The organism is Arthrobacter woluwensis (assembly GCF_030816155.1).
GTDB classification, from domain to species: domain Bacteria; phylum Actinomycetota; class Actinomycetes; order Actinomycetales; family Micrococcaceae; genus Arthrobacter_E; species Arthrobacter_E woluwensis_A.
In genome coordinates this window covers 1,590,013-1,610,271 of sequence record NZ_JAUSXR010000001.1, presented here as the reverse complement: position 1 = coordinate 1,610,271, position 20,259 = coordinate 1,590,013, and the positions used below count along the sequence as shown (strand labels likewise).

Annotated in this window: 16 protein-coding genes and 2 pseudogenes; 17 read left to right on the top strand and 1 reads right to left on the bottom strand. The window is 68.4% G+C overall.

Translation table 11 applies throughout. The features are described from left to right. Positions 1 to 15: 15 nt before the first annotated feature. Complete coding sequence (gene mshC, locus QFZ52_RS07235) at positions 16 to 1,293, top strand: cysteine--1-D-myo-inosityl 2-amino-2-deoxy-alpha-D-glucopyranoside ligase (protein ID WP_307496949.1); 1,278 nt, start codon at positions 16 to 18, stop codon at positions 1,291 to 1,293. 110 nt (positions 1,294 to 1,403) lie between these two features. Here mshC and QFZ52_RS07230 read toward each other — a convergent pair whose 3' ends face one another. Beyond that, positions 1,404 to 2,315 carry a PAC2 family protein gene (locus QFZ52_RS07230; protein ID WP_307496948.1) on the bottom strand — a complete coding sequence of 304 codons (912 nt, stop codon included), beginning with the start codon at positions 2,313 to 2,315 and terminating at the stop codon, positions 1,404 to 1,406. 74 nt (positions 2,316 to 2,389) lie between these two features. Here QFZ52_RS07230 and QFZ52_RS07225 point away from each other — a divergent pair, with 74 nt between their 5' ends. The 16 genes and pseudogenes from QFZ52_RS07225 (at position 2,390) to QFZ52_RS07150 (ending at position 20,252) form a co-directional block, all read left to right on the top strand. Beyond that, positions 2,390 to 3,154, top strand: coding sequence for an HAD family hydrolase (locus QFZ52_RS07225; protein WP_307496947.1), 765 nt, complete (start codon positions 2,390 to 2,392; stop codon positions 3,152 to 3,154). Continuing rightward, positions 3,151 to 4,290, top strand: coding sequence for a site-2 protease family protein (locus tag QFZ52_RS07220; protein ID WP_307496946.1), 1,140 nt, complete (start codon positions 3,151 to 3,153; stop codon positions 4,288 to 4,290). Before QFZ52_RS07225 ends, QFZ52_RS07220 begins: the two co-directional genes overlap by 4 nt. 77 nt (positions 4,291 to 4,367) lie before the next feature. Then, positions 4,368 to 5,411 carry a tRNA (adenine-N1)-methyltransferase gene (locus QFZ52_RS07215; RefSeq protein ID WP_307496945.1) on the top strand — a complete coding sequence of 348 codons (1,044 nt, stop codon included), beginning with the start codon at positions 4,368 to 4,370 and terminating at the stop codon, positions 5,409 to 5,411. 116 nt (positions 5,412 to 5,527) lie between these two features. After that, entirely contained in the window at positions 5,528 to 7,285 is a 1,758-nt protein-coding gene (gene arc, locus QFZ52_RS07210) for a proteasome ATPase (RefSeq protein WP_307496944.1), read from the top strand. Between the two features lie 47 nt (positions 7,286 to 7,332). Continuing rightward, positions 7,333 to 8,965 (top strand): annotated as a pseudogene (gene dop, locus QFZ52_RS07205) (depupylase/deamidase Dop). A 79-nt stretch (positions 8,966 to 9,044) separates the two neighbouring features. Beyond that, positions 9,045 to 9,248, top strand: coding sequence for a ubiquitin-like protein Pup (locus QFZ52_RS07200; protein WP_307496943.1), 204 nt, complete (start codon positions 9,045 to 9,047; stop codon positions 9,246 to 9,248). A gap of 3 nt (positions 9,249 to 9,251) precedes the next feature. Then, complete coding sequence (gene prcB / locus QFZ52_RS07195) at positions 9,252 to 10,061, top strand: proteasome subunit beta (RefSeq protein WP_307496942.1); 810 nt, start codon at positions 9,252 to 9,254, stop codon at positions 10,059 to 10,061. Between the two features lies 1 nt (position 10,062). Beyond that, a complete protein-coding gene (gene prcA, locus QFZ52_RS07190) occupies positions 10,063 to 10,842 on the top strand; it encodes a proteasome subunit alpha (protein ID WP_307496940.1) in 780 nt (259 codons plus the stop codon). 95 nt (positions 10,843 to 10,937) lie between these two features. Continuing rightward, positions 10,938 to 12,302 (top strand): Pup--protein ligase, encoded by a 1,365-nt coding sequence (pafA, locus tag QFZ52_RS07185; protein ID WP_307496938.1) that lies wholly within the window; start codon positions 10,938 to 10,940, stop codon positions 12,300 to 12,302. Between the two features lie 102 nt (positions 12,303 to 12,404). Then, positions 12,405 to 13,313: an FKBP-type peptidyl-prolyl cis-trans isomerase gene (locus QFZ52_RS07180; protein ID WP_307496937.1), complete on the top strand. Its 909-nt coding sequence runs from the start codon at positions 12,405 to 12,407 to the stop codon at positions 13,311 to 13,313. A 37-nt stretch (positions 13,314 to 13,350) separates the two neighbouring features. Then, positions 13,351 to 13,746: an FKBP-type peptidyl-prolyl cis-trans isomerase gene (locus tag QFZ52_RS07175; protein WP_066212464.1), complete on the top strand. Its 396-nt coding sequence runs from the start codon at positions 13,351 to 13,353 to the stop codon at positions 13,744 to 13,746. A gap of 91 nt (positions 13,747 to 13,837) precedes the next feature. Beyond that, complete coding sequence (locus QFZ52_RS07170) at positions 13,838 to 15,841, top strand: helix-turn-helix transcriptional regulator (protein WP_307496936.1); 2,004 nt, start codon at positions 13,838 to 13,840, stop codon at positions 15,839 to 15,841. Continuing rightward, positions 15,841 to 16,194: a hypothetical protein gene (locus tag QFZ52_RS07165; protein ID WP_278266337.1), complete on the top strand. Its 354-nt coding sequence runs from the start codon at positions 15,841 to 15,843 to the stop codon at positions 16,192 to 16,194. The genes QFZ52_RS07170 and QFZ52_RS07165 overlap by 1 nt, the downstream gene beginning before the upstream one ends. A 20-nt stretch (positions 16,195 to 16,214) precedes the next feature. Then, positions 16,215 to 16,478: a Sec-independent protein translocase subunit TatA gene (tatA, locus tag QFZ52_RS07160; protein WP_307496935.1), complete on the top strand. Its 264-nt coding sequence runs from the start codon at positions 16,215 to 16,217 to the stop codon at positions 16,476 to 16,478. 48 nt (positions 16,479 to 16,526) lie between these two features. After that, positions 16,527 to 17,321, top strand: a complete 795-nt coding sequence (gene tatC, locus QFZ52_RS07155; protein WP_307498685.1) for a twin-arginine translocase subunit TatC — start codon at positions 16,527 to 16,529, stop codon at positions 17,319 to 17,321. Between the two features lie 98 nt (positions 17,322 to 17,419). Further along, positions 17,420 to 20,252: pseudogene (locus QFZ52_RS07150) on the top strand (DEAD/DEAH box helicase). The last annotated feature ends 7 nt before the right edge of the window (positions 20,253 to 20,259 follow it).

Genomic DNA, 20,259 nt, shown 5'->3' with positions numbered 1-20,259 from the left:
GATAGGCTGACAGGCGTGAAATCGTGGAAGACGCGCCCCGTACCTGAACTGCCCGGAACCATGCCGCCGCTCAGGATCTACGACACCTCGCGCGGTGACTTCGCCACCATCCAGCCGCAGGCCGAACAGTCGATGTACGTCTGCGGGATCACCCCGTATGACGCGACCCACATGGGTCACGCGGCGACATATCTGGCCTTCGATCTGCTGAATCGCGCCTGGCGCGACGCCGGCAGCCAGGTCGACTACGTGCAGAACGTGACGGACGTGGACGACCCGCTCCTGGAGCGGGCGACTGCGACCGGCCAGGACTGGCGCGAGCTGGCCGTCGATCAGACCAGTCTCTTCCATGAGGACATGGAAGCGCTCAATGTCGTGGCACCCGCTCATTACGTCGGCGCCGTCGAGGCGATCCCGTGGATCGTCCCGGAGATCGAGCGCCTCGTGGCCTCGGGACTGGCATACCGCGTGCCGGGGACGAACGGCGAGCCCGACGGTGACGTGTACTACGACGTCGCCGCGGCCGACGCCGAAGGTCAGAACGTCGAAGCCTGGGAACTGGGCGCCGTCTCCGGGCTGAGCGAGGAGGAGATGCTTCCCCTCTTCGCCGAGCGCGGTGGCGATCCGGACCGCCCCGGCAAGCGCAACCGCCTCGACCCGCTCCTCTGGCGCGTCGCCCGCGACGGTGAGCCCTGCTGGGACGGCGGTTCACTCGGCCGGGGCCGTCCCGGCTGGCACATCGAATGCACCGTCATCGCCCGGCGCTTCCTGCCGTCGCCGTTCACGGTTCAGGCCGGCGGCTCGGACCTGATCTTCCCGCACCACGAGATGGGCGCCGGGCACTGGTACTCCCTCACGGGCGAGCCCATGGCGAAGCACTACGCCCACACGGGCATGGTGGGCCTGGACGGCGAGAAGATGAGCAAGTCCCGGGGCAATCTGGTCCTGGTCTCGGCGCTGCGCCGGGAAGGTGTGGAGCCAGCGGTCATCCGCAGCGCCGTTCTGGCGAACCACTACCGCACCGACTGGTTCTGGACCGATGAGCTTCTCCAGGAGGCGGAACGTCGCGTCACCCGCTGGCGTGAGGCCCTGGACCACGCTCCGGAGGGTTCCGCCGGACCGCTCCTGGCGGCGCTGCGGGAGCGTCTCTCCGACGACCTGGATGCCCCGGGCGCGCTGAAGGCCCTGGACGCCTGGGCGGATACCGCTCTCGCCGCGGGTGGGACCGCCAGCGTGCCGGACGCCAGCCTGGTCTCCGACTCCGTCAACGCGCTCCTCGGCGTGGAGCTCTGAGGACGGACTCCGCGCTGAGGCGCGGCGAACGCTCCTGAAACGGACGACGACGGCGGGTGACCGCCGTCGTCGTCTCTTGTTAAGTTCTTCTGCGGTCCCGGCGGAAGCGCTCAGGACGGATCGGCGTGCGGGTGGCCGTTGCCTTTGCCGCGACGCCGCAGATACCGTTCGAACTCCCGGGCGATCGACTCGCCGGAAGCCTCCGGCAGTTCGGCCGTGTCGGTGGCCTCCTCCAGCTGACGGACGTACCCGGCGATGTCCGGGTCCTCCGAGGACAGCTCGTCCACGCCGCGCTCCCACGCCTCCGCGTCCTCCACCAGATCGCCGGGATCGAGCGGGACCTGGAGCAGCTCTTCGATGCGGTGCAGCAGCGCGAGCTGAGCCTTGGGGGAGGGCGATTGCGCCACATAGTGGGGGACGGTCGCCCAGAGTGAGATCGCGGGGAGCCCCGCGAGGCGCGCCACCTCGGCGAACACACCCACGATCCCCGTGGGGCCCTGGTACGTGGACGGTTCCAGGTCCAGGCGCTCCTGCAGAGCGCGGTCATCGGTGGTCACGGTGACGGGCAGCGGGCGGGTGTGGGGGACGTCGGCCAGCAGGGCGCCCAGCAGGACCACCCGGTCCACGCCGAGTTCCTCGGCCTGCGCCAGGATCTCCGCGGTGAACGCGCGCCAGCGGTAGGACGGCTCCACGCCGCTCACCAGGATGGCGTCCACCGGGACGCCAGGGATGCTCGCCTGGTGGATTCTGGTGCCCGGCCAGCGGAGCCGTCGCTCCCCGGAGCCCGTGGTGCGCACCGTGGGCCGGGTGAACTGGAAGTCGTAATAGTCGTCAGGCTCCAGGACCGACACCTTCCTGGCATGCCATGCCTTGCTCAGGAATTTGATGGTGTCACTCGCAGCTTCACCGGCGTCATTCCACCCCTCGAAGGCCGCAATGAGAACCGTGCTGCGTTTCCCACCCTGGTGCAGGGGAAGGAACGCCTCGTCCTGCAGACCCTCGGGGTCGTCGAAGTTCTCCATGGGCTCTACCCTACGACGGACCCGGCCCAGCTCAAGGGACGTGTTCGCACATCACCGCCCCGTAGACTTGGCCCATGTTGTCTCCATCGCCTCTGTCCTCCGGTGATCGCCGTCCCGATGCCCCGTTGCGGGCCGTTCTGTGGGACATGGACGGGACCTTGGTGGACACGGAACCGTACTGGATCGCGGCCGAACACGAACTCGTGGAGAGCTTCGGGGGCACGTGGAGCCACGCTCAGGCGATCCAGCTGGTGGGACAGGCGCTGGACCGCAGCGCCCGCATCCTGCAGGCCGCAGGCGTCCGCATGCCCGAACGGCAGATCATCTCCACGCTGTCGACGCGCGTCATGGAACGCATCGAGGAAGCGGTGCCGTGGCGGCCCGGCGCCCAGGAGATGCTGGATTCGCTGACGGCGAACGGGGTGCGCTGCGCCCTCGTCACCATGAGCGAACGCCCTCTCGCCAGTCTGGTCGTGGAGAAGCTGCCGCAGAAGTACTTCGAGTTCCTGGTCACCGGGGATGATGTCACGAACGGCAAGCCCGACCCGGAGGCCTACCTTCAGGCCATGGCGACGATGCAGTCCACCGAATCCGCGCTCCGCGTGGAGAACTTCGTGGCCCTGGAGGATTCCGTCCCGGGTGTGGGCGCGGCGCTGGCATCCGGAGCCGTGACCATCGGCATCCCGCACACGGTGCCCCTGCCCGAGTTCCCCGGCCGCTTCACTCGCTGGGACACCCTGGCCCAGAAGGATTTCACCGCGATGCAGCACATTCTCGACGGCCACTGGTCCGGAGCTCCGGCAGGGCTCGATCCCGAAGACGGAAAGGTCAGCGCGTGAGCTCGGTGGCGAGCCGGGACGGCCTGCGTCTCGGCAGGCTCTGGGGAGTGCCCATCTACCTGGCCTATTCCTGGTTCATCATCGCGGCGTTCACCGTGGCGACCGTCGGCCCCCTGCTGGCTCAGCAGGGGATGGGCGCAGGGGCTTACCTGGCCGCCTTCACGTACGCCGTCCTTCTGCTCCTCTCGGTGCTGGTTCACGAACTCGCCCATGCGCTCACGGCCAGGATCTTCGGCTGGAGTTCCGAGAAGATCGTGCTCAACCTCTGGGGCGGCCACACGCAGTTCACCGAGTTCAAGGCGACCCCGTGGCGTTCCGTCCTGGTGGCCTTCGCCGGTCCTGCGGCCAACTTCGTCCTGGCGGGCCTCGGCTGGATCGCCATGGCGGTGACCCATCCTGTCGGGGTGGGGGACTTCCTGCTGTGGATCTTCACGTGGACCAACTTCGTCATCGCGATCTTCAATGTCCTGCCCGGCCTGCCGCTCGACGGCGGCCGCCTGGTCGAGACCATCGTCTGGACCGCCACCGGGAACCGCGAGAAGGGCACCATCGCCGCAGGCTGGACCGGCCGCATCCTCGTCATCCTGATCGTGCTGTATTTCATCGTCCGCCCGTACCTGTTGGGGGAGGGCCTGGACTTCAAGTTCGCCGTCATCACCCTGCTGGTGGCCGGATTCCTGTGGATGGGAGCGAGCGAAGCGATCAAGGTGGCCCGCATGCGTGGCCGGCTTCCGGACATCCGTGCGGCACAGCTGGCCGAACCGGCGCAGGGCGTCCCGCAGAACCTGTCCGTGGCGCAGCTCTTCTCCGCGGCCCGACCGGGCACCGCGTTCATCGTCATCGCCCCCGACGGCAGCCCGCAGGCCGTCGTCGACCCGTCAGCCGTCGCCGCGGTGCCCGCTGACCTCTTGCCGACGACGCCGGTCACCGCGGTGAGCGTGCCGCTCGCCGCCGGCGCCTACGTGCCGGACCACGCCGCCGGCAAGGAACTCATCGACTACCTCTCGGCGCTGGACGGCAACCAGTACGCCGTCGTCGACGCGCACGGCAGGGTGACCGGGCTCCTCCGCCAGTCGACCATCGTGGCGGCCCTGACGGGACGTCCGCAAGGCCCCGGCCGAGCCGGGTCCCGCTGACGGGTACAGTTGATTCCCGGACATTTCGCCCAACCCCCATGCGTGCCCGACGTGGCGCACAGGAGAAGGAACACGCCATGAGCAACCAGGACACCCCTCAGGCCACCCCCGCGGAAGGCCGCCAGGCGGTCGGCGCCGCTCGACGCCGTGGGCCGTTCCGGGTGGGCGAGCGGGTCCAGCTCACCGACGAGAAGGGGCGGATGAACACCATCACCCTTGAGCGGGGCGGGGCGTTCCACACCCACCGTGGCTTCCTCAACCATGACGACCTGATCGGCCAGCCCGACGGCAGCGTGGCCGTGAACAACATCGGCCAGCAGTACCAGGCGCTGCGTCCGCTCCTGAGTGACTTCGTCCTCTCGATGCCGCGCGGCGCGGCCGTGGTCTACCCGAAGGACGCCGGCCAGATCGTGACCATGGCGGACATCTTCCCGGGCGCCCGCGTCGTCGAAGCCGGAGTCGGCTCCGGTGCCCTGTCCATCTCCCTGCTCCGCGCCGTCGGTGACCTGGGGTACCTTCACTCGTTCGAACGCCGCGAAGAGTTCGCCGACATCGCCCGCGGCAACGTCGAGACGATCTTCGGCGGCCCGCACCCGGCCTGGCAGATCAGCCTGGGCGACTTCCAGGACGAGGTCGTCAAGGCTGAGGCGCCCGGCAGCGTGGACCGCGTGGTCCTGGACATGCTGGCGCCCTGGGAGTGCCTCGACGCCGTCGCCACGGTGCTGGCCCCGGGCGGCGTCTGGATCAACTACGTGGCCACGGCCACCCAGCTGTCCCGCACGGCCGAGGCCATCCGCGCCGACGGCCGGTTCACCGAGCCCGACGCCTGGGAATCCATGGTCCGTGGCTGGCACCTGGAGGGCCTGGCCGTCCGGCCCAACCACCGCATGGTGGGGCACACCGGCTTCCTCCTGGTCACGCGCCGTCTGGCGGACGGCGTCGACGGCCTGACGCTGAAGAAGCGGGCCAAGACGGAGTTCACCGAAGAGGACATGAACGCCTGGACGCCGGCGAGCGTCGGGGAGCGCCCGTACTCGGACCGCAAGCTCCGGCGCGCCGCCCGTGACGCCATGGCCGGCACCCAGGTGGAGGATCCTGAGGAGCCGCGCTCCGGGGAGTAATCCCAGGTGGGAGGCCATAGGCAGTCACATCGTGGGCACCGGGCCGCGATCCCGGTCGGAACGCGCTAGTGTCGAAGGTGACGGCATACGGACTTTCCACGAGAGGGCTGGCCACCATGAGCGAGGACACACTGGGCACCAACGGTGACGCCGGGAATGAAGCGCGGAACAACGCGGCACATCTGAGCATCGCCGAACGGCAGATCAACGTGCTGCGGGACAAGCTCCGCAGTGTGGATCGCCAGCTCGCCTCCGCCACCCAGAACAACTCCCGGCTCGTGGGCATGCTGGAGACCGCGAAGACGGAGATCCAGCGGCTCAAGGCCGCGCTCGAGCAGGAGGGCCAGCCGCCCTACAGCTTCGCCACGGTCGCCCAGCTCAACCACCGCAAGGAACCCGTGCCGGGCGCCAGCGCCAACGCCTCCGTCGAGGAGTCGGTGGACGTGTTCAACGGCGGCCGGAAGATGCGCGTGGGGATCAGCCCCCTCGTCAACATCCACCAGCTCGCCGTGGGCCAGGAGGTGCTGCTCAACGAGGCCCTCGTGGTGATCGCGGGGCTCGGCTTCGAACAGGCCGGCGAAGTGGTCACGGTCAAGGAACTGATCGGCCACGACCGCGTGCTGGTGGTCGGCCGCACCGACGACGAGCGGGTCATCCGCCTCTCGGGCCCGCTGCGCCACCGGGGCATCCGCGTGGGGGACGCCGTGTCCGTGGACGGCCGCACCGGCTTCGCTCTGGAGAAGGTGGACCGCAGCGAGGTCGAGACCCTGGTCCTCGAAGACGTCCCGGACATCAGTTACGAGGACATCGGCGGTCTGGGGCCCCAGATCGAGCAGATCAGGGATGCCGTCGAACTGCCGTTCCTGCACCCGGGCCTGTACCGGGAACACGGCCTCAAAGCGCCGAAGGGCATCCTCCTGTACGGCCCTCCGGGCTGTGGCAAGACGCTGATCGCCAAGGCCGTCGCCAATTCCCTGGCCGCACGGGCCGCGGAACGCTCCGGCGCGGCCGAGCTGAAGAGCTACTTCCTCAACATCAAAGGCCCCGAGCTGCTGGACAAGTACGTGGGCGAGACCGAACGGCACATCCGCCTGATCTTCGCCCGTGCCCGGGAGAAGGCCAGCGACGGCAGCCCGGTGGTGGTGTTCTTCGACGAGATGGACTCCCTGTTCCGCACCCGCGGCACCGGCGTCTCCTCGGATGTGGAGACCACGATCGTGCCCCAGCTGCTCAGCGAGATCGACGGCGTCGAACGGCTGGACAACGTGATCGTGATCGGCGCGTCCAACCGTGAGGACATGATCGATCCCGCGATCCTGCGGCCGGGACGTCTCGACGTGAAGGTGAAGATCCAGCGCCCGGACGCCGAAGCCGCAGCGGACATCTTTGCGAAGTACATCACCACGGAACTTCCGCTGCACCCGCAGGACGTGGCGGAGCACGGCGGTGACCAGGCCGCCACGGTGCGCGGGATGATTCAGCGCACCGTGGAGTCGATGTACTCGACGGACAAGTCCAATGAGTACCTCGAGGTCACCTACGCCAACGGTGACAGCGAGATCCTCTACTTCAAGGACTTCAATTCCGGCGCCGTCATCCAGAACGTGGTGGACCGCGCCAAGAAGTACGCCATCAAGGACCTCCTCACGAGCGGTGAGAAGGGTCTGAGGATCGACCACCTCCTGCGAGCCGTCACGGACGAGTTCCGCGAGCACGAGGACATGCCGAACACCACCAACCCGGACGACTGGGCCCGCATCTCCGGCAAGAAGGGTGAGCGGATCACCTACATCCGGACGATCGTCCAGGGCAAGGGCGGCCAGAAGCCCGGCAAGAGTCTGGAGACCGCCACCAACACGGGACAGTATCTGTGAGCGCATCCGGACTGCCGGGCGCCGGCGACGGCGGGGTCATCCGTGTGATGGGTTCGGAGACCGAGTACGGGATCCACGCCCCGCAGGCGCCCACCGCCAATGCGACCGTCCTCTCGGCGCGGGTGATCGACGCCTACGCCCGGCTCACGTCGGCCCGTCAATCGGCGGCCGGAAGCGCGTCCGTGGGTGAACCCGGCGGGAGCCGGCGGACGGCTGCGGGCTGGGACTACAGCGACGAGGAGCCGCTGCACGACGCTCGGGGGTGGTCGCTGCCACGGGCCCACGCGCACCCGAGCCAGCTGACCGACGTCGCGCCCGTGCTGGACGCGACCGCCGTGGCTCTCGCGCACGGCCGTGCCGAACTGGACTACTCCGACGTCGAGTCGGGTGAACAGCCCCTCATGAACATGGTGCTGGGCAACGGCGCACGGTTCTATGTGGACCACGCCCATCCCGAGTACTCCAGCCCCGAGGTCACCAACCCGCGCGACGCCGTCATCTGGGACGCCGCCGGTGATCTGGTGGCGCTCGACGCGATCCGCGCCCTCGACGCCGAGGACGGCTCGGGGCCGGTCAACCTGTACAAGAACAACACGGACAACAAGGCCGTCTCCTACGGAAGCCATGAGAACTACCTCATGCCGCGAGCCGTGCCGTTCTCCTCGATCGCAGAGGGCCTCATCCCGTTCTTCCTGAGCCGTCAGGTGCTGTGCGGCGCCGGTCGGCTCGGCATGGGGCAGGACGGCCGTGGCAGCGGGTACCAGATCAGCCAGCGCGCGGACTTCTTCGAGGCCGAGGTCGGGCTGGAGACGACCATCCGGCGCCCCATCGTCAACACGCGCGACGAGCCGCACGCCACGGCGGACAAGTACCGGCGCCTGCACGTCATCATCGGGGACGCGAACCTCTCCGAGTATGCGAACTACCTCAAGTTCGGCACCACCTCCCTGGTGCTGGGCCTCATCGAGGCGGGCCGCGTGCCCCGGCTCCAGGTGTTCGAACCCGTGTCGGCGCTGCAGGAGATCAGCCACGACACCACGCTCACGCACCAGGTGCGGCTGATCGACGGGCGGCGGATGACCGCCGTCGAACTTCAATGGCTCTACTACGAAGCGGCCCGCGCGTTCGCGGAGGAGAGCGGCGCCGGCCATCCCACGCAGGGCGACGGCCAGACCCACGCCGTCCTGACGGCATGGGAGGAGACCCTCGGCTGGCTGGAGCAGGGCGATGAGCGTGCCGCCCAGCGAGTGGAGTGGCTGGCGAAGCTGCGGCTCCTCGAGGGCTACCGGGAGCGCGGGGGACTGGCCTGGGACGACGCCCGCCTGGGACTCATCGATCTGCAGTGGTCGGACATCCGCCCAGAGAAGGGCCTGTACCACCGGCTCGTGAAGCACGGGCGCATGGCGAAGCTCGTGGACGACGCCGAGATCGCCGCCGCGGCGACCGCACCACCCGCCGACACCCGGGCCTTCTTCCGCGGCATGTGCCTGAGCCGTTTCCCCCCGGGCCGTCACGGGCGCCAGCTGGGACTCGGTGATCTTCCGACTGCCCGGCCAGAGCAGGGCCACGAGGATCACCACGCGGGAGCCGCTGCGTGGCACCCGCGAACTCACCGGTGTGCTCTTCGACGAGCATCAGGACGCCGGGGATTTCCTCCGCGCGCTCCTGCGTGAACCGTGATGTCAACCGTGAGCTGAGCTGCTGCGAACAGGCCCTTGAAGTGGCAGGATGACTGTAGAGGACAATCCGAGGAGGAACCATGGCAGGCCAGGAACAGATCAACCCGAGCACCCGCGGCGAGGAGCAGATCGAGGAGACGGACACCCCGGCGCCCGCCGCTCCCACGGCTCAGGCCAGTGAGGCGACGCAGGGCGTGGACGACCTGCTCGACGAGATCGACGGCGTGCTGGAGAAGAACGCCGAGGAGTTCGTCCGCGGCTTCGTCCAGAAGGGCGGCCAGTAGGCCGTGTCCAGGGACGCCGCCCGTCTGCCCGCTGAGGCCGGCGCCTCCTTCCTGGATCACTTGACGGACACCAGGCCGGAGCTGCTGCCGTTCGGGCCGGCGGCCTCACAGGGCACTCCGGTCCTCCAAGTGCCCCACGCCACCACCATCGTGGCCCTGCAGACCGCGGGCGGCGTACTGATGGCGGGGGACCGCCGTGCGACCATGGGCAACCTCATCGCCTCTCGCACCATGGAGAAGGTGTTCGCCGCGGACGAGAGCTCGCTGCTCGGCATCGCGGGGACGGCCGGGCTGGCCGTGGACATCGTCAAGCTCTTCCAGGTGGAACTCGAGCACTACGAGAAGATCGAGGGCACCCCGCTCAGCCTGGAAGGCCGTGCCAACCGGCTCGCCGCCATGGTGCGGGGCAATCTCGGCATGGCGCAGCAGGGCCTGGCCGTCGTGCCGCTCTATGCGGGATTCGAGCCGGCCATGGCGTCCGGGCGGATCTACTCTTATGACGTCACCGGCGGCCGCTACGAAGAGCACGAGCACCACAGCGTGGGGTCCGGCTCCACCTTCGCCCGCGGCGCTCTGAAGAAGCTCTGGAGACCGGGTCTCGAGGAGGCCGACGCCGTGCGCGTGGCCGTCGAGGCGCTCTATGACGCCGCGGATGACGACTCGGCCACCGGCGGCCCCGATCTGGTGCGCCAGCTCTGGCCTGTGGTCTACGTCGCCGACGCCGAAGGAAGCCGGCGGGTGCCGGATGACGTGGTGAAGGGCATCGCCACTCAGGTTCTGTCGGCGCGCACGGGAGAGGGACGGGAGGCCTGAGATGTCACAGCAGTTCTACGTCTCACCGGAACAGATCATGAAGGACCGGGCGGACTTCGCCCGGAAGGGGATCGCGCGTGGACGGTCCGTGGTGGTCCTGTCCTGCGCGGCGGGGATTGCCCTGGTCGCGGAGAACACCTCCAACTCCCTGCACAAGATCGGGGAGATCTACGACCGGATCGCCTTCGCCGCGGTCGGCAAGTACAACGAGTTCGAGAGTCTGCGGCAGGCCGGCGTCCGGTACGCGGACGTGCGCGGGTACTCCTATGACCGGAGTGATGTCACGGCCCGGGGCCTGGCGAGCGTCTACGCCCAGAGTCTGGGGTCCGTCTTCACCGCGGAACAGAAGCCGTTCGAGGTGGAACTGGCCGTCGCCGAAGTGGGCGCGACGCAGGCCGGCGACCACATCTTCCGCCTCACCTTCGACGGCTCCATCACGGACGAACGCAGCTTCGTGGCCATGGGCGGCCGCAGTGACCGGGTGACGGAGGTCCTCCGGGTCGGCTGGCGTGCCGATCTGGCGCTGGGAGAGGCCCTGCGGCTGGCCACACGGGCCCTGGCCGCGGCCTCCGCGGCGCAGGATCCGGCAGCGGGAGGAGCGGCGAGCGAGCCCGACGGCGGCGCAGCCCGCGCGCCCGAACGTCCGGAACCCCCGGCTCCGGTGGCGGCGGTGGGCCTTGAGGTCGCCGTCCTGGACCGCGAGCCGGCGAGCTGGCGATCCCGCCGCAGGGCGTTCCGGCGTCTGGGACAGGATGCCCTGCAGCGCCTGCTGGAGGAGTGACCTCGGTCCGGCACGGCGGAGAGCCAGGACCGGGTCGATCAGGTGTGTGAGTGCGTGCGCGGACGAATGGCCGGGCACCGGACGGAAAGGGCGGCATGGACCGGCGGATATTTGGCATTGAGACGGAGTTCGGCATCTCCTACGTGGGGAGCAACACCCGCCGCCTGGCCCCGGAGGAAGCGGCGCGCTACCTGTTCCGCAAAGTCGTGAGCTGGGGGCGCTCGTCGAACGTGTTCCTCGCCAACGGCTCACGGCTCTACCTCGACGTCGGGTCCCACCCGGAGTACGCGACCGCCGAATGCGACTCCCTTCCGCAGCTCATCGCTCACGACAAAGCGGGTGAGCTCATCCTCGAGGAGCTCTGCCACGAGGCCGAGGAGCGGCTGGCCGCCGATGGTTTCGAGGGCAGGATCTTCCTGTTCAAGAACAACACCGACTCGGCGGGCAACTCGTACGGAAGCCACGAGAACTACCTGATTCCGCGAAAAGGGGAGTTCAACCGCCTGGCGGACGTCCTCATCCCGTTCCTGGTGACCCGCCAGCTCCTGGTGGGCGCCGGGAAGATCATCAACACGCCGCAGGGCTCGCTGTACGCGTTCTCCCAGCGGGCGGACCACATCTGGGAAGGCGTCTCCTCGGCCACCACCCGGTCCCGCCCGATCATCAACACCCGGGACGAGCCCCACGCCGACGCGGAGTACTTCCGGCGGCTCCACGTGATCGTGGGCGACTCCACCATGTCCGAGACCACGGCACTGCTGAAGACCGGTTCGGTGGATCTGGTGCTCCGGGCCCTCGAGGCGGGCGCCATGATGCGTGACATGCGCATGGAGAACCCCATCAGGAGCATCCGGGAGATCTCCCGGGACCTCAGCGGACAGGTGCTGGTCAAGCTCGCCACGGGCCGTCAGCTCACCGCGCTCCAGATCCAGGAGGAGTACCTGCAGTGGGTCACCGATTTCGTGGAACGCGAAGGGGCTCACCACGACCACGTGGGACAGATCCTGGACCTCTGGGGACGGACGCTGCGGGCCGTCCGCTCGGGCGATCACAGCGGCATCGACACCGAGATCGACTGGGCGATCAAGAAGAAGATCATGGACCGTTACGCACTGCGTCACGGGCTGGGACTGGACTCGCCGCGCCTGGCGCAGATCGATCTGACCTACCATGACATCTCCCGGAAGCGGGGGCTCTTCTATCTGACCGAGCAGCGCGGTCTGGCCCGGCGGGTGGTCACGGACGAGATGGCCCGGGAGGCCGGCATGGTGGCGCCCCAGACCACGCGGGCCCGCCTCCGCGGCGAGTTCGTCCGGAAGGCCCAGGAGCTCGGACGCGACTACACGGTGGACTGGGTCCACCTGAAACTCAATGACCGGGCGCACCAGACGGTGATCTGCAAGGACCCGTTCGCCGCGCAGGACGAGCGCGTGGACGCCCTGATCGCCAGCATGGGCTGACCCTCGGCGTCGGGCGACTTCACAGCCTGCTCCGTTACGATGGTGGGCGTGCCCGTCCCCGGATGGGCCCGGACCCCCTGATTTCTAGTGGAAAGACGACCATTGCGACGTATTCTCGCGGCATTCGTCCCCGCCGTGCTTCTGCTGACGGCCTGTGGCAACCCCTCGGAGCCCAGCAGCCAGCCGGCCGGCGACACCTCCAAACTCAGCACGGTGAAGATCAACGACCAGGGAGCCGACAAGGCGCCCCGCGTCGAGTTCGCCAAGCCCCTGTCCGTCTCCGAGACCACCATCATGGTCCTGCGTGAGGGCAACGGGGAGCGCGTGAAGGAGAACCAGAAGGCGGAAGTCGGCTACCTCGCCTACAACGGCCAGGACGGTTCCCAGCTGGCGGACACCTACCTTTCCAAGCACGAGTCCCTTCCGGTCAATGATGCGCTGAAGAAGGGCAACGAGCCCCTCTACAAGGCGATCCTCGGAGTGAAGCAGGGTTCCGATCTGGCGATCGCCATGCCGGGCCAGGGTGGCACGGGCCCCACGCAGCTGCTGGTGCTCCACGTCTTCAGCGCCTCGGACATCGCGCCGGTCCTCTCCAAGCCGGAAGGTGACGCTGTCACCCCGCCGGCGGGCCTGCCGAAGGTCACGGTGAACGACAAGCAGGAAGCGACGATCGACGTCAAGGGCGTCGCCGCTCCCAAGGAACTCATCGCCCAGGACCTCGTCAAGGGCAAGGGCGCCGAGGTCAAGAGCAGTGACACCATCGTGGCCAACTACACGGGTGTCCGCCTCGCCGACGGCAAGGTCTTCGACTCGAGCTTCAAGACCGGCAAGCCGGCCACCTTCCCGCTGACCGGGGTCATCCCGGGCTGGACCAAGGGCCTGACGGGCAAGACCGTCGGATCCCGCGTGCTGCTGGTCATCCCGGCGGCGGACGCCTACGGCGTCAAGCCGGCCGAAGGCCGTCCCGCGGGCGATCTGGTCTTCGTCGTGGACATCCTCGGCGTCCAGTAAACTCCACACACCACCCGAAACCTGAAGAGGAGCATCCATGTCATTCGGTCAGCGTGATTACGACCGCACCAAGCCGGAAATCGAGTTCCCGGAAGGGGATGTCCCCACCGAGCTCCGCATCGTCGACCTCATCGAGGGCGACGGCGCGGAAGCCACTCCCGGTTCCACCGTCTCGACCCACTATGTCGGCGTCGCCTGGTCCACCGGTGAGGAGTTCGACTCTTCTTGGGGCCGCGGCGCTCCGCTTGACTTCCGCGTCGGCGTGGGCCAGGTCATCCAGGGCTGGGACCAGGGCCTCCTGGGCATGAAGGTGGGCGGCCGTCGTCGTCTGGAGATCCCGTCCGAGCTGGCCTACGGGTCGCGCGGCGCAGGCGGGGCGATCGCCCCCAACGAGTCCCTCATCTTCGTGGTGGACCTCGTCGGAGTGCGCTGAGCCTTCGTCCGCACGGACATCGCAAGGGCCGCTTCCCCTGGGGAGGCGGCCCTTGGCGCATGTCAGCTCAGGTCTTTAGTACGCTGGGCTGGTGTCCGCACGAAAGACCGAACGAATCCTCAACCTGCTGATCGCGTTGCTGTCGAGCCCCCGCGGCCACACCAGGGCCTACCTGGAGTCCACTGTCTACGCCTACTGCCGCGCGGAGGGGATGAGCGACTCCGCGATCGAACGCATGTTCGAACGGGATAAGGCGGAGCTGCGGGACATGGGGGTCCCGCTGGAAGTCGTCGATGACGAGACCTTCGACGTCGACGAGTCGTCCGGCACCCGGTACCGCGTGAATCCGGAAGAGTACCTGCTGCCCGTCCTGCAGCTGACGGCCGAGGAGCGTCTGCTGCTCCAGCTCGCCGCCCAGCTCTGGGAGCAGGCGAGCCTCCGCTCGGCGGGCAGTGCCGCGTTGCGCAAGCTCACTGACGGTCAGGACCCCGACGACGGCGTCCCGGCGCCTGTGCTGCCCCGCGTCACCACGGGTGGAGCCGCCCTCGAATCCCTGCACCGCGCGCTGGCGGGTCGCCATCCGGTGCGGTTCGGCTACCGCGCGGCCGGGGCGGGGGAGGCCGTCACCCGGAGGCTCGAACCCCACGGACTCGGCAACCGCTCCGGCCAGTGGTACGTCGTCGGCCATGACCAGGACCGTGACGCCGAACGGACGTTCCGGCTGAGCAGGATCACCACCGCCGTCGAGATCGACACGCGCCGGCGGTACACCCCGCCGCAGGACTTCTCGATCGCCGCGGCCCTGGACTCCATGGAGGAGTATCCGGAGCAGCAGGCCGTGGTCCGTCTGTCGCACGGCGGGGGTGCGCAGTGGCGCGCCCGGGCGGCGCGGGTCGACGGGGACCACGCCACCATCCGCTACCAGGATGAGTCGGCATTCCTCGACGAGCTCGCCGCCGTCGCGCCGACGGTTCAGGTGGTGGAGCCCGCGCGCCTGCGGGATGCAGTGATCAGCCGCCTCCGCAACGCCGTCGAGGCCCTGTCCCGCCCTGCCGAGGTCACCGAGTTCCGTTCGCCGCCCGTCAAACGCGGGCCGAAGTCCTCGTCCGAGACCACGGTCCGGCGTCTGCTGGGGATGATCCCGTTCCTCGTCCGCCACGGCGGGATCCTCAAGTCGGAGCTCGCCGCCGAGTTCGGCATCCCCCTCCGCCAGCTGGACGACGATCTCGAGCGGATCATGATGGTCGGCCGCCCCGAGGGCTACCACAACGACCTCATGGACATCGTGGACGACGGTGAGCGGGTGTGGATCAACAACGCCCTGGATCTCGCCCAGCCGATCCGGTTCTCCCCGGAGGAGGCCTGGACCCTGCTGGTCGGTCTCGATGCGCTGTCCGAACTGGGCATCGGCGGTGACGCCGAAGGCATCGAGTCGCTGCGCCTCCGGCTGGCGGGCGCCGCGGGCGACTCGCTGCCCCTGGCCGAGGCGATCAAGGTCCGCATGGCGCCGTCCGGCAGCCTGGGCCGCCACCTGGAGCAGCTGCGCGCCGCGATCGACGACGGCGTCCGTGTCCGCATCGGCTATGTGGTCCCGAGCCGCGACGAGCTGACCGAGCGGCTCATCGACCCCCGCCGGCTCCGCGCCGTGGATCAGCAGTGGTACGTGGACGCCTGGTGCCACCGTGCGGCCGCGCCGCGGAACTTCCGGCTGGACCGGATCGCCTCACTCGACATCACCTCGGACCTCGTGGATCCCACGCTCTGGGACGGCGCGGTGGATGAGGAACCGTTCACCGTCCGCGAACAGGCCCCTCGGGTCCTGGTGATCTTCTCCCAGGAGTCCCGCTGGCTGGCAGCGCGCTACAACGCGCTGCGCACCACGCCCCTCGACGACGGCGATGTCCTGGCGGAGCTCGCCGTCGCGTCACCGTCCTGGCTGGCCGGGCTCGTGGCGCAGACGGGAGGCACCGTGCGGGTGGTCTCGCCGTCGTCCGTCGTCGATCAGGTAACCGAGTGGCTCACCCGGGGCCTGGATTCCTACGGCGTCCCGTCACTCAGAGGGTATTCCCAGCCGGGGAACGGTAGGCTGGACTGATGCCGTGGTGGTCCTGGATTCTCATCTGGGTGGCGATCCTCGCCCTCAGCGCTTTGCTGTTCGTGGTGCTCGGAATCAAGCTTTTCCGACAGTTCACGGCCATGATGCGTCAGCTCGGGTCCGCGGCGGATATGCTGTCCGGGTTGGACTCGGACAGTCCGCGCACACCGCTTCCCGAACATCGTCTGGAAGTCCTCGGAATCCATGCCGATCCTGAGGAGATGCGCGCCCGCTATGAAGCGGGGAAGGCCGAGCGCCGTGAACTTCGGCGGCAACGTCGTGTGGTCCGTCGTGCAGCGGCCCACCGGGCACAGAAGCTGCGCGATGTGGGCCTCGAGCGCCCTATGATTTAAGAAAGAGAAAGGACCCCGACATGGGACGACTTTTTGATGGCCCCTGGCCCATCGTGATCATCATCATCGTGGCGCTGCTGCTGTTCGCGGCCCCCAAGCTTCCTCAGATGGCGCGCAGCCTCGGACAGTCGATGCGCATCATGAAGTCCGAGGTCAAGCAGATGAAGGACGAAAGCCCCTCCAAGGCCAAGGCCGAGGAGCCCGTTGAGGGCAAGGTCGTGCAGCACCCCGAGGCTGCCACCAAGGACAACGGCGAGCAGACTCCGCCGTCCGGCAACGCTTAAGGCGAAGTGGCACTCACCAAGGGCCCTCGGAGGAATCCCGAGGGCCGCATGGCCCTCCTCGATCACTTCAAGGAACTGAAGAACCGGCTCTTCAAGAGCCTGATCGCCCTCGCTGTCACCACCGTCGTCGGGTGGTTCCTCTACCCGCCGGTCATCGCCTCCTTGTCGGCTCCTCTGGAGCAGATCGCCCAGGAGATGCACCGGAACGCATCGATGAACTTTTCTTCGATCGCGTCGCCGTTCGAGTTCCAGCTGCGGATCGCGATCCAGATCGGTCTGGTCATCTCCAGCCCGGTGTGGATCTACCAGATCTGGGCGTTCGTCACGCCTGGCCTGACCCGTAAGGAACGCCGGTACACCCTGGGCTTCATGACGGCGGCCATTCCGCTGTTCCTGGTGGGCGTCTACGTGGCGTGGTCCGTGATCCCCAATGTGGTGCGCGCACTGTTGCATTTCACGCCGGACAACGCGTCCAACCTCATCAGCGCGGACGACTACCTGACCTTCGCGACGCACACCATGCTCTTCCTGGGGCTGGCCTTCCTGGTCCCCGTGATCCTGGTGGGCGTCAACCTGGCGGGGGTCGTCAGTGGCAAGACCATCCTGAAGGCCTGGCGGATCACCGTGTTCGCCGTGTTCGTGCTGGCGGCCATCGCGGCGCCGGGCGCGGACGCGATCTCGATGTTCATGCTCGCGCTGCCCTTGCTGGCCCTGTTCTTCCTGGCCATCGGCGTGTGCCTGGTCAATGACAAGCGCCGTGCGCGCCGTGAAGGCAAGCAGGCCGAGGAGACGGACGCCTCCGCCGACGTCGCCACTCCCACGGAGGATCTCGGGAAACTCTGAGGCACTCTTCACAAGACCGGTCCCCAGGGGGCCGGTCTTGCTGGTTAAGCCGCCGTGGCCCGGCGTGGGGCGGGCCTGAATGCCGATACCCTTGAGTAATGCCTCAAATGAGTGAGCCCCTGACTCCCGCCGAGAAGTACGCCGCGGCCAAAGCCAGGAACAGCGAGAGCAACAGCGCACTCCGGGCATTCCGGCAGACCCTGGCCTTCGACCTCGATGACTTCCAGGTCGACGCGTGCCGTGCCCTGGAAGAGGGCCGCGGGGTCCTCCTCGCGGCGCCGACCGGCGCCGGCAAGACCATCCTCGGCGAGTTCGCCGTGTTCTGCGCCCTCCGGCAGGGGCGGAAGGCCTTCTACACCACGCCCATCAAGGCGCTGAGCAATCAGAAATACAGCGAGCTGGCCGAGAAGTACGGCTCGGATCAAGTGGGCCTTCTGACGGGCGACACGAACATCAATCCGCACGCGCCGATCGTGGTCATGACCACCGAGGTCCTGCGGAACATGCTCTACGCCGACTCGGATGCTCTGGCGGGGCTGGCCTACGTGGTCATGGACGAGGTCCACTACCTCGCCGACCGCTTCCGGGGCGCCGTCTGGGAAGAAGTCATCATCCACCTCCCGCGCGAGGTCCAGCTGGTCTCGCTCAGCGCCACCGTGTCCAACGCCGAGGAGTTCGGAGCGTGGCTCGCGGCCGTCCGGGGTGACACCGCGATCGTGGTCTCCGAGCACCGGCCCGTGCCCCTGTGGCAGCACGTCATGGCGGGGCGCCAGGTCCTGGATCTGTTCGCCGAGCCGCAACAGACAGGAGCGGAGGACGACGGCGAAGCCCCCGCACACCTGGAGGTCAACCCCGAGCTCCTCAAGATGGTCCGTCCGTCCTCCGGCCGCCGCGGTCCGCAGTCGGTCCGCGGCAGGAAACGCCACGACCGGGCCCATGGCCGGAGCGAACCCCGCCCCACCGTCCCGCGGGTGTCCCGGCCGGCAGCGGTCCAGGCGCTCGAATCCCGCGGGTTGCTGCCCGCCATCTACTTCATCTTCTCCCGGGCCGCCTGTGACGCCGCCGTGCAGCAGTGCGCCGCGGCGGACCTCTGGCTGACCACGGAACGCGAACGCCAGATCATCGCCGCACGCGTGGAGGAGGCCAGCCGGGACATCCCCGGGGAGGACCTGGACATCCTCGGCTTCTGGGCCTGGCGGGACGGGTTGCTGCGCGGCATCGCCTCGCACCATGCCGGTCTGCTGCCGGCCTTCAAGGAGACGGTCGAGGACCTGTTCGCGGAGGGCCTCGTGCGGGTCGTGTTCGCCACGGAGACTCTCGCGCTCGGCGTGAACATGCCGGCGCGCGCCGTCGTGCTCGAGAAGCTGGACAAGTTCAACGGTGAATCCCGGGTGGGCATCACCGCGGGGGAGTACACCCAGCTGACCGGCCGGGCCGGACGGCGCGGGATCGACGTCGAAGGCCACGCCGTGGTCCTGTGGCACGAAGGCATCGACCCCCAGGCGGTCGCGGGCCTGGCCTCGAAGCGCACGTACCCGCTCAACTCGAGCTTCCGCCCCGGCTACAACATGTCCATCAACCTGCTCGCCCAGTTCGGCCGTGGCAGGTCGAGGGAGATCCTCGAGTCGTCCTTCGCGCAGTTCCAGGCGGACCGGTCCGTGGTGGATCTGGCGCGGCAGGTGCGCAGCCGCGAGGAGTCCCTCGAAGGGTACGCGGAGGCCATGCGTTGCCACCTGGGCGACTTCGAGGAGTACGCCCGGCTCCGCCAGGAGCTGTCCAGCCTGGAGGGCCAGGCGGCCAAGGAGAACAAGCGGGCCGCCCGGAATTGGATGGTCTCCTCGCTCACCAAGCTGATGCCCGGCGATGTCATCCACCTGGACGGCGAGCGGGTCCAGGGATACGCCGTCGTGCTCAATGCGGACACCAACGCCCACGAGCCGCGCCCAGCGGTCCTGACCAACGACCACCCAGTTGCGCCGCATTGGCCTGGGCGACCTGCAGGGCCCGGTGGATGCGCTGTTCCGTGTGCGCATCGGCAAGAACTTCAACGCGAAGACGCCCAAGGACCGCCGCGCCCTGGCATCGACCATGCGGCACGAACTGTACAAGCGGGGGATCCTCGACGGCGCCACGGGTCTCTCCGGCCCCAAGGCACGCCGGAAGGCCGAGGGGAGCCGCGACACCGAAGCGCGGATCGTGCAGCTCCGCAAGGAGATGGCGGCGCACCCGTGCCACGGCTGCCACGACCGGGAGAACCACGCTCGCTGGGGTGAGCGCTGGTGGCGCCTGAGGGCCGAGACGGACACGCTGCTCGCCCAGATCCAGGGCAGGACCAACACGATCGCCCGCACCTTCGACCGCCTCTGCGGTCTCCTGGAGGAATTCGGCTACCTGGAATCCCGCTACGGCAAGGAGCAGATCACCGACGCGGGGAAGCGACTGCGACGGATCTACGGCGACCGGGACCTCCTGATCGCCCAGGCTCTCCGCGAGGGCGCCTTCGACGATCTGGACGCCTCGGAGATGGCCGCTTTCGTCACGGTCCTGCTGTACCAGTCCAAGCGCGACGACGGCACCGTGCCTCCGCGCATGCCGAGCATCTCGCTCGAGAGCGCGGTGGAGATCGTGGTCCGGGAGTGGGAACGGCTCTCCGAGGCGGAGAAGCGCCACAAGCTCCCGCTCACGGCCGAACCCGAGCTTCAGCTCATCTGGCCGATGTACAAGTGGGCGAAGGGCCGCCGCTTGCAGGAGGTTCTCGCAGGCAGCGATCTGGCCGCCGGCGACTTCGTCCGCTGGGTCCGCCAGGTCATCGATCTGCTCGACCAGATCGCGGGCGTCCCCGGACTGGATCCGCGGATTCAGCGCATCTGCCGCGAAGCGATCACCCGGATCCGCCGTGGCGTGGTGTCCTATTCATCCCTGAGCGAGTGAGCCAGGG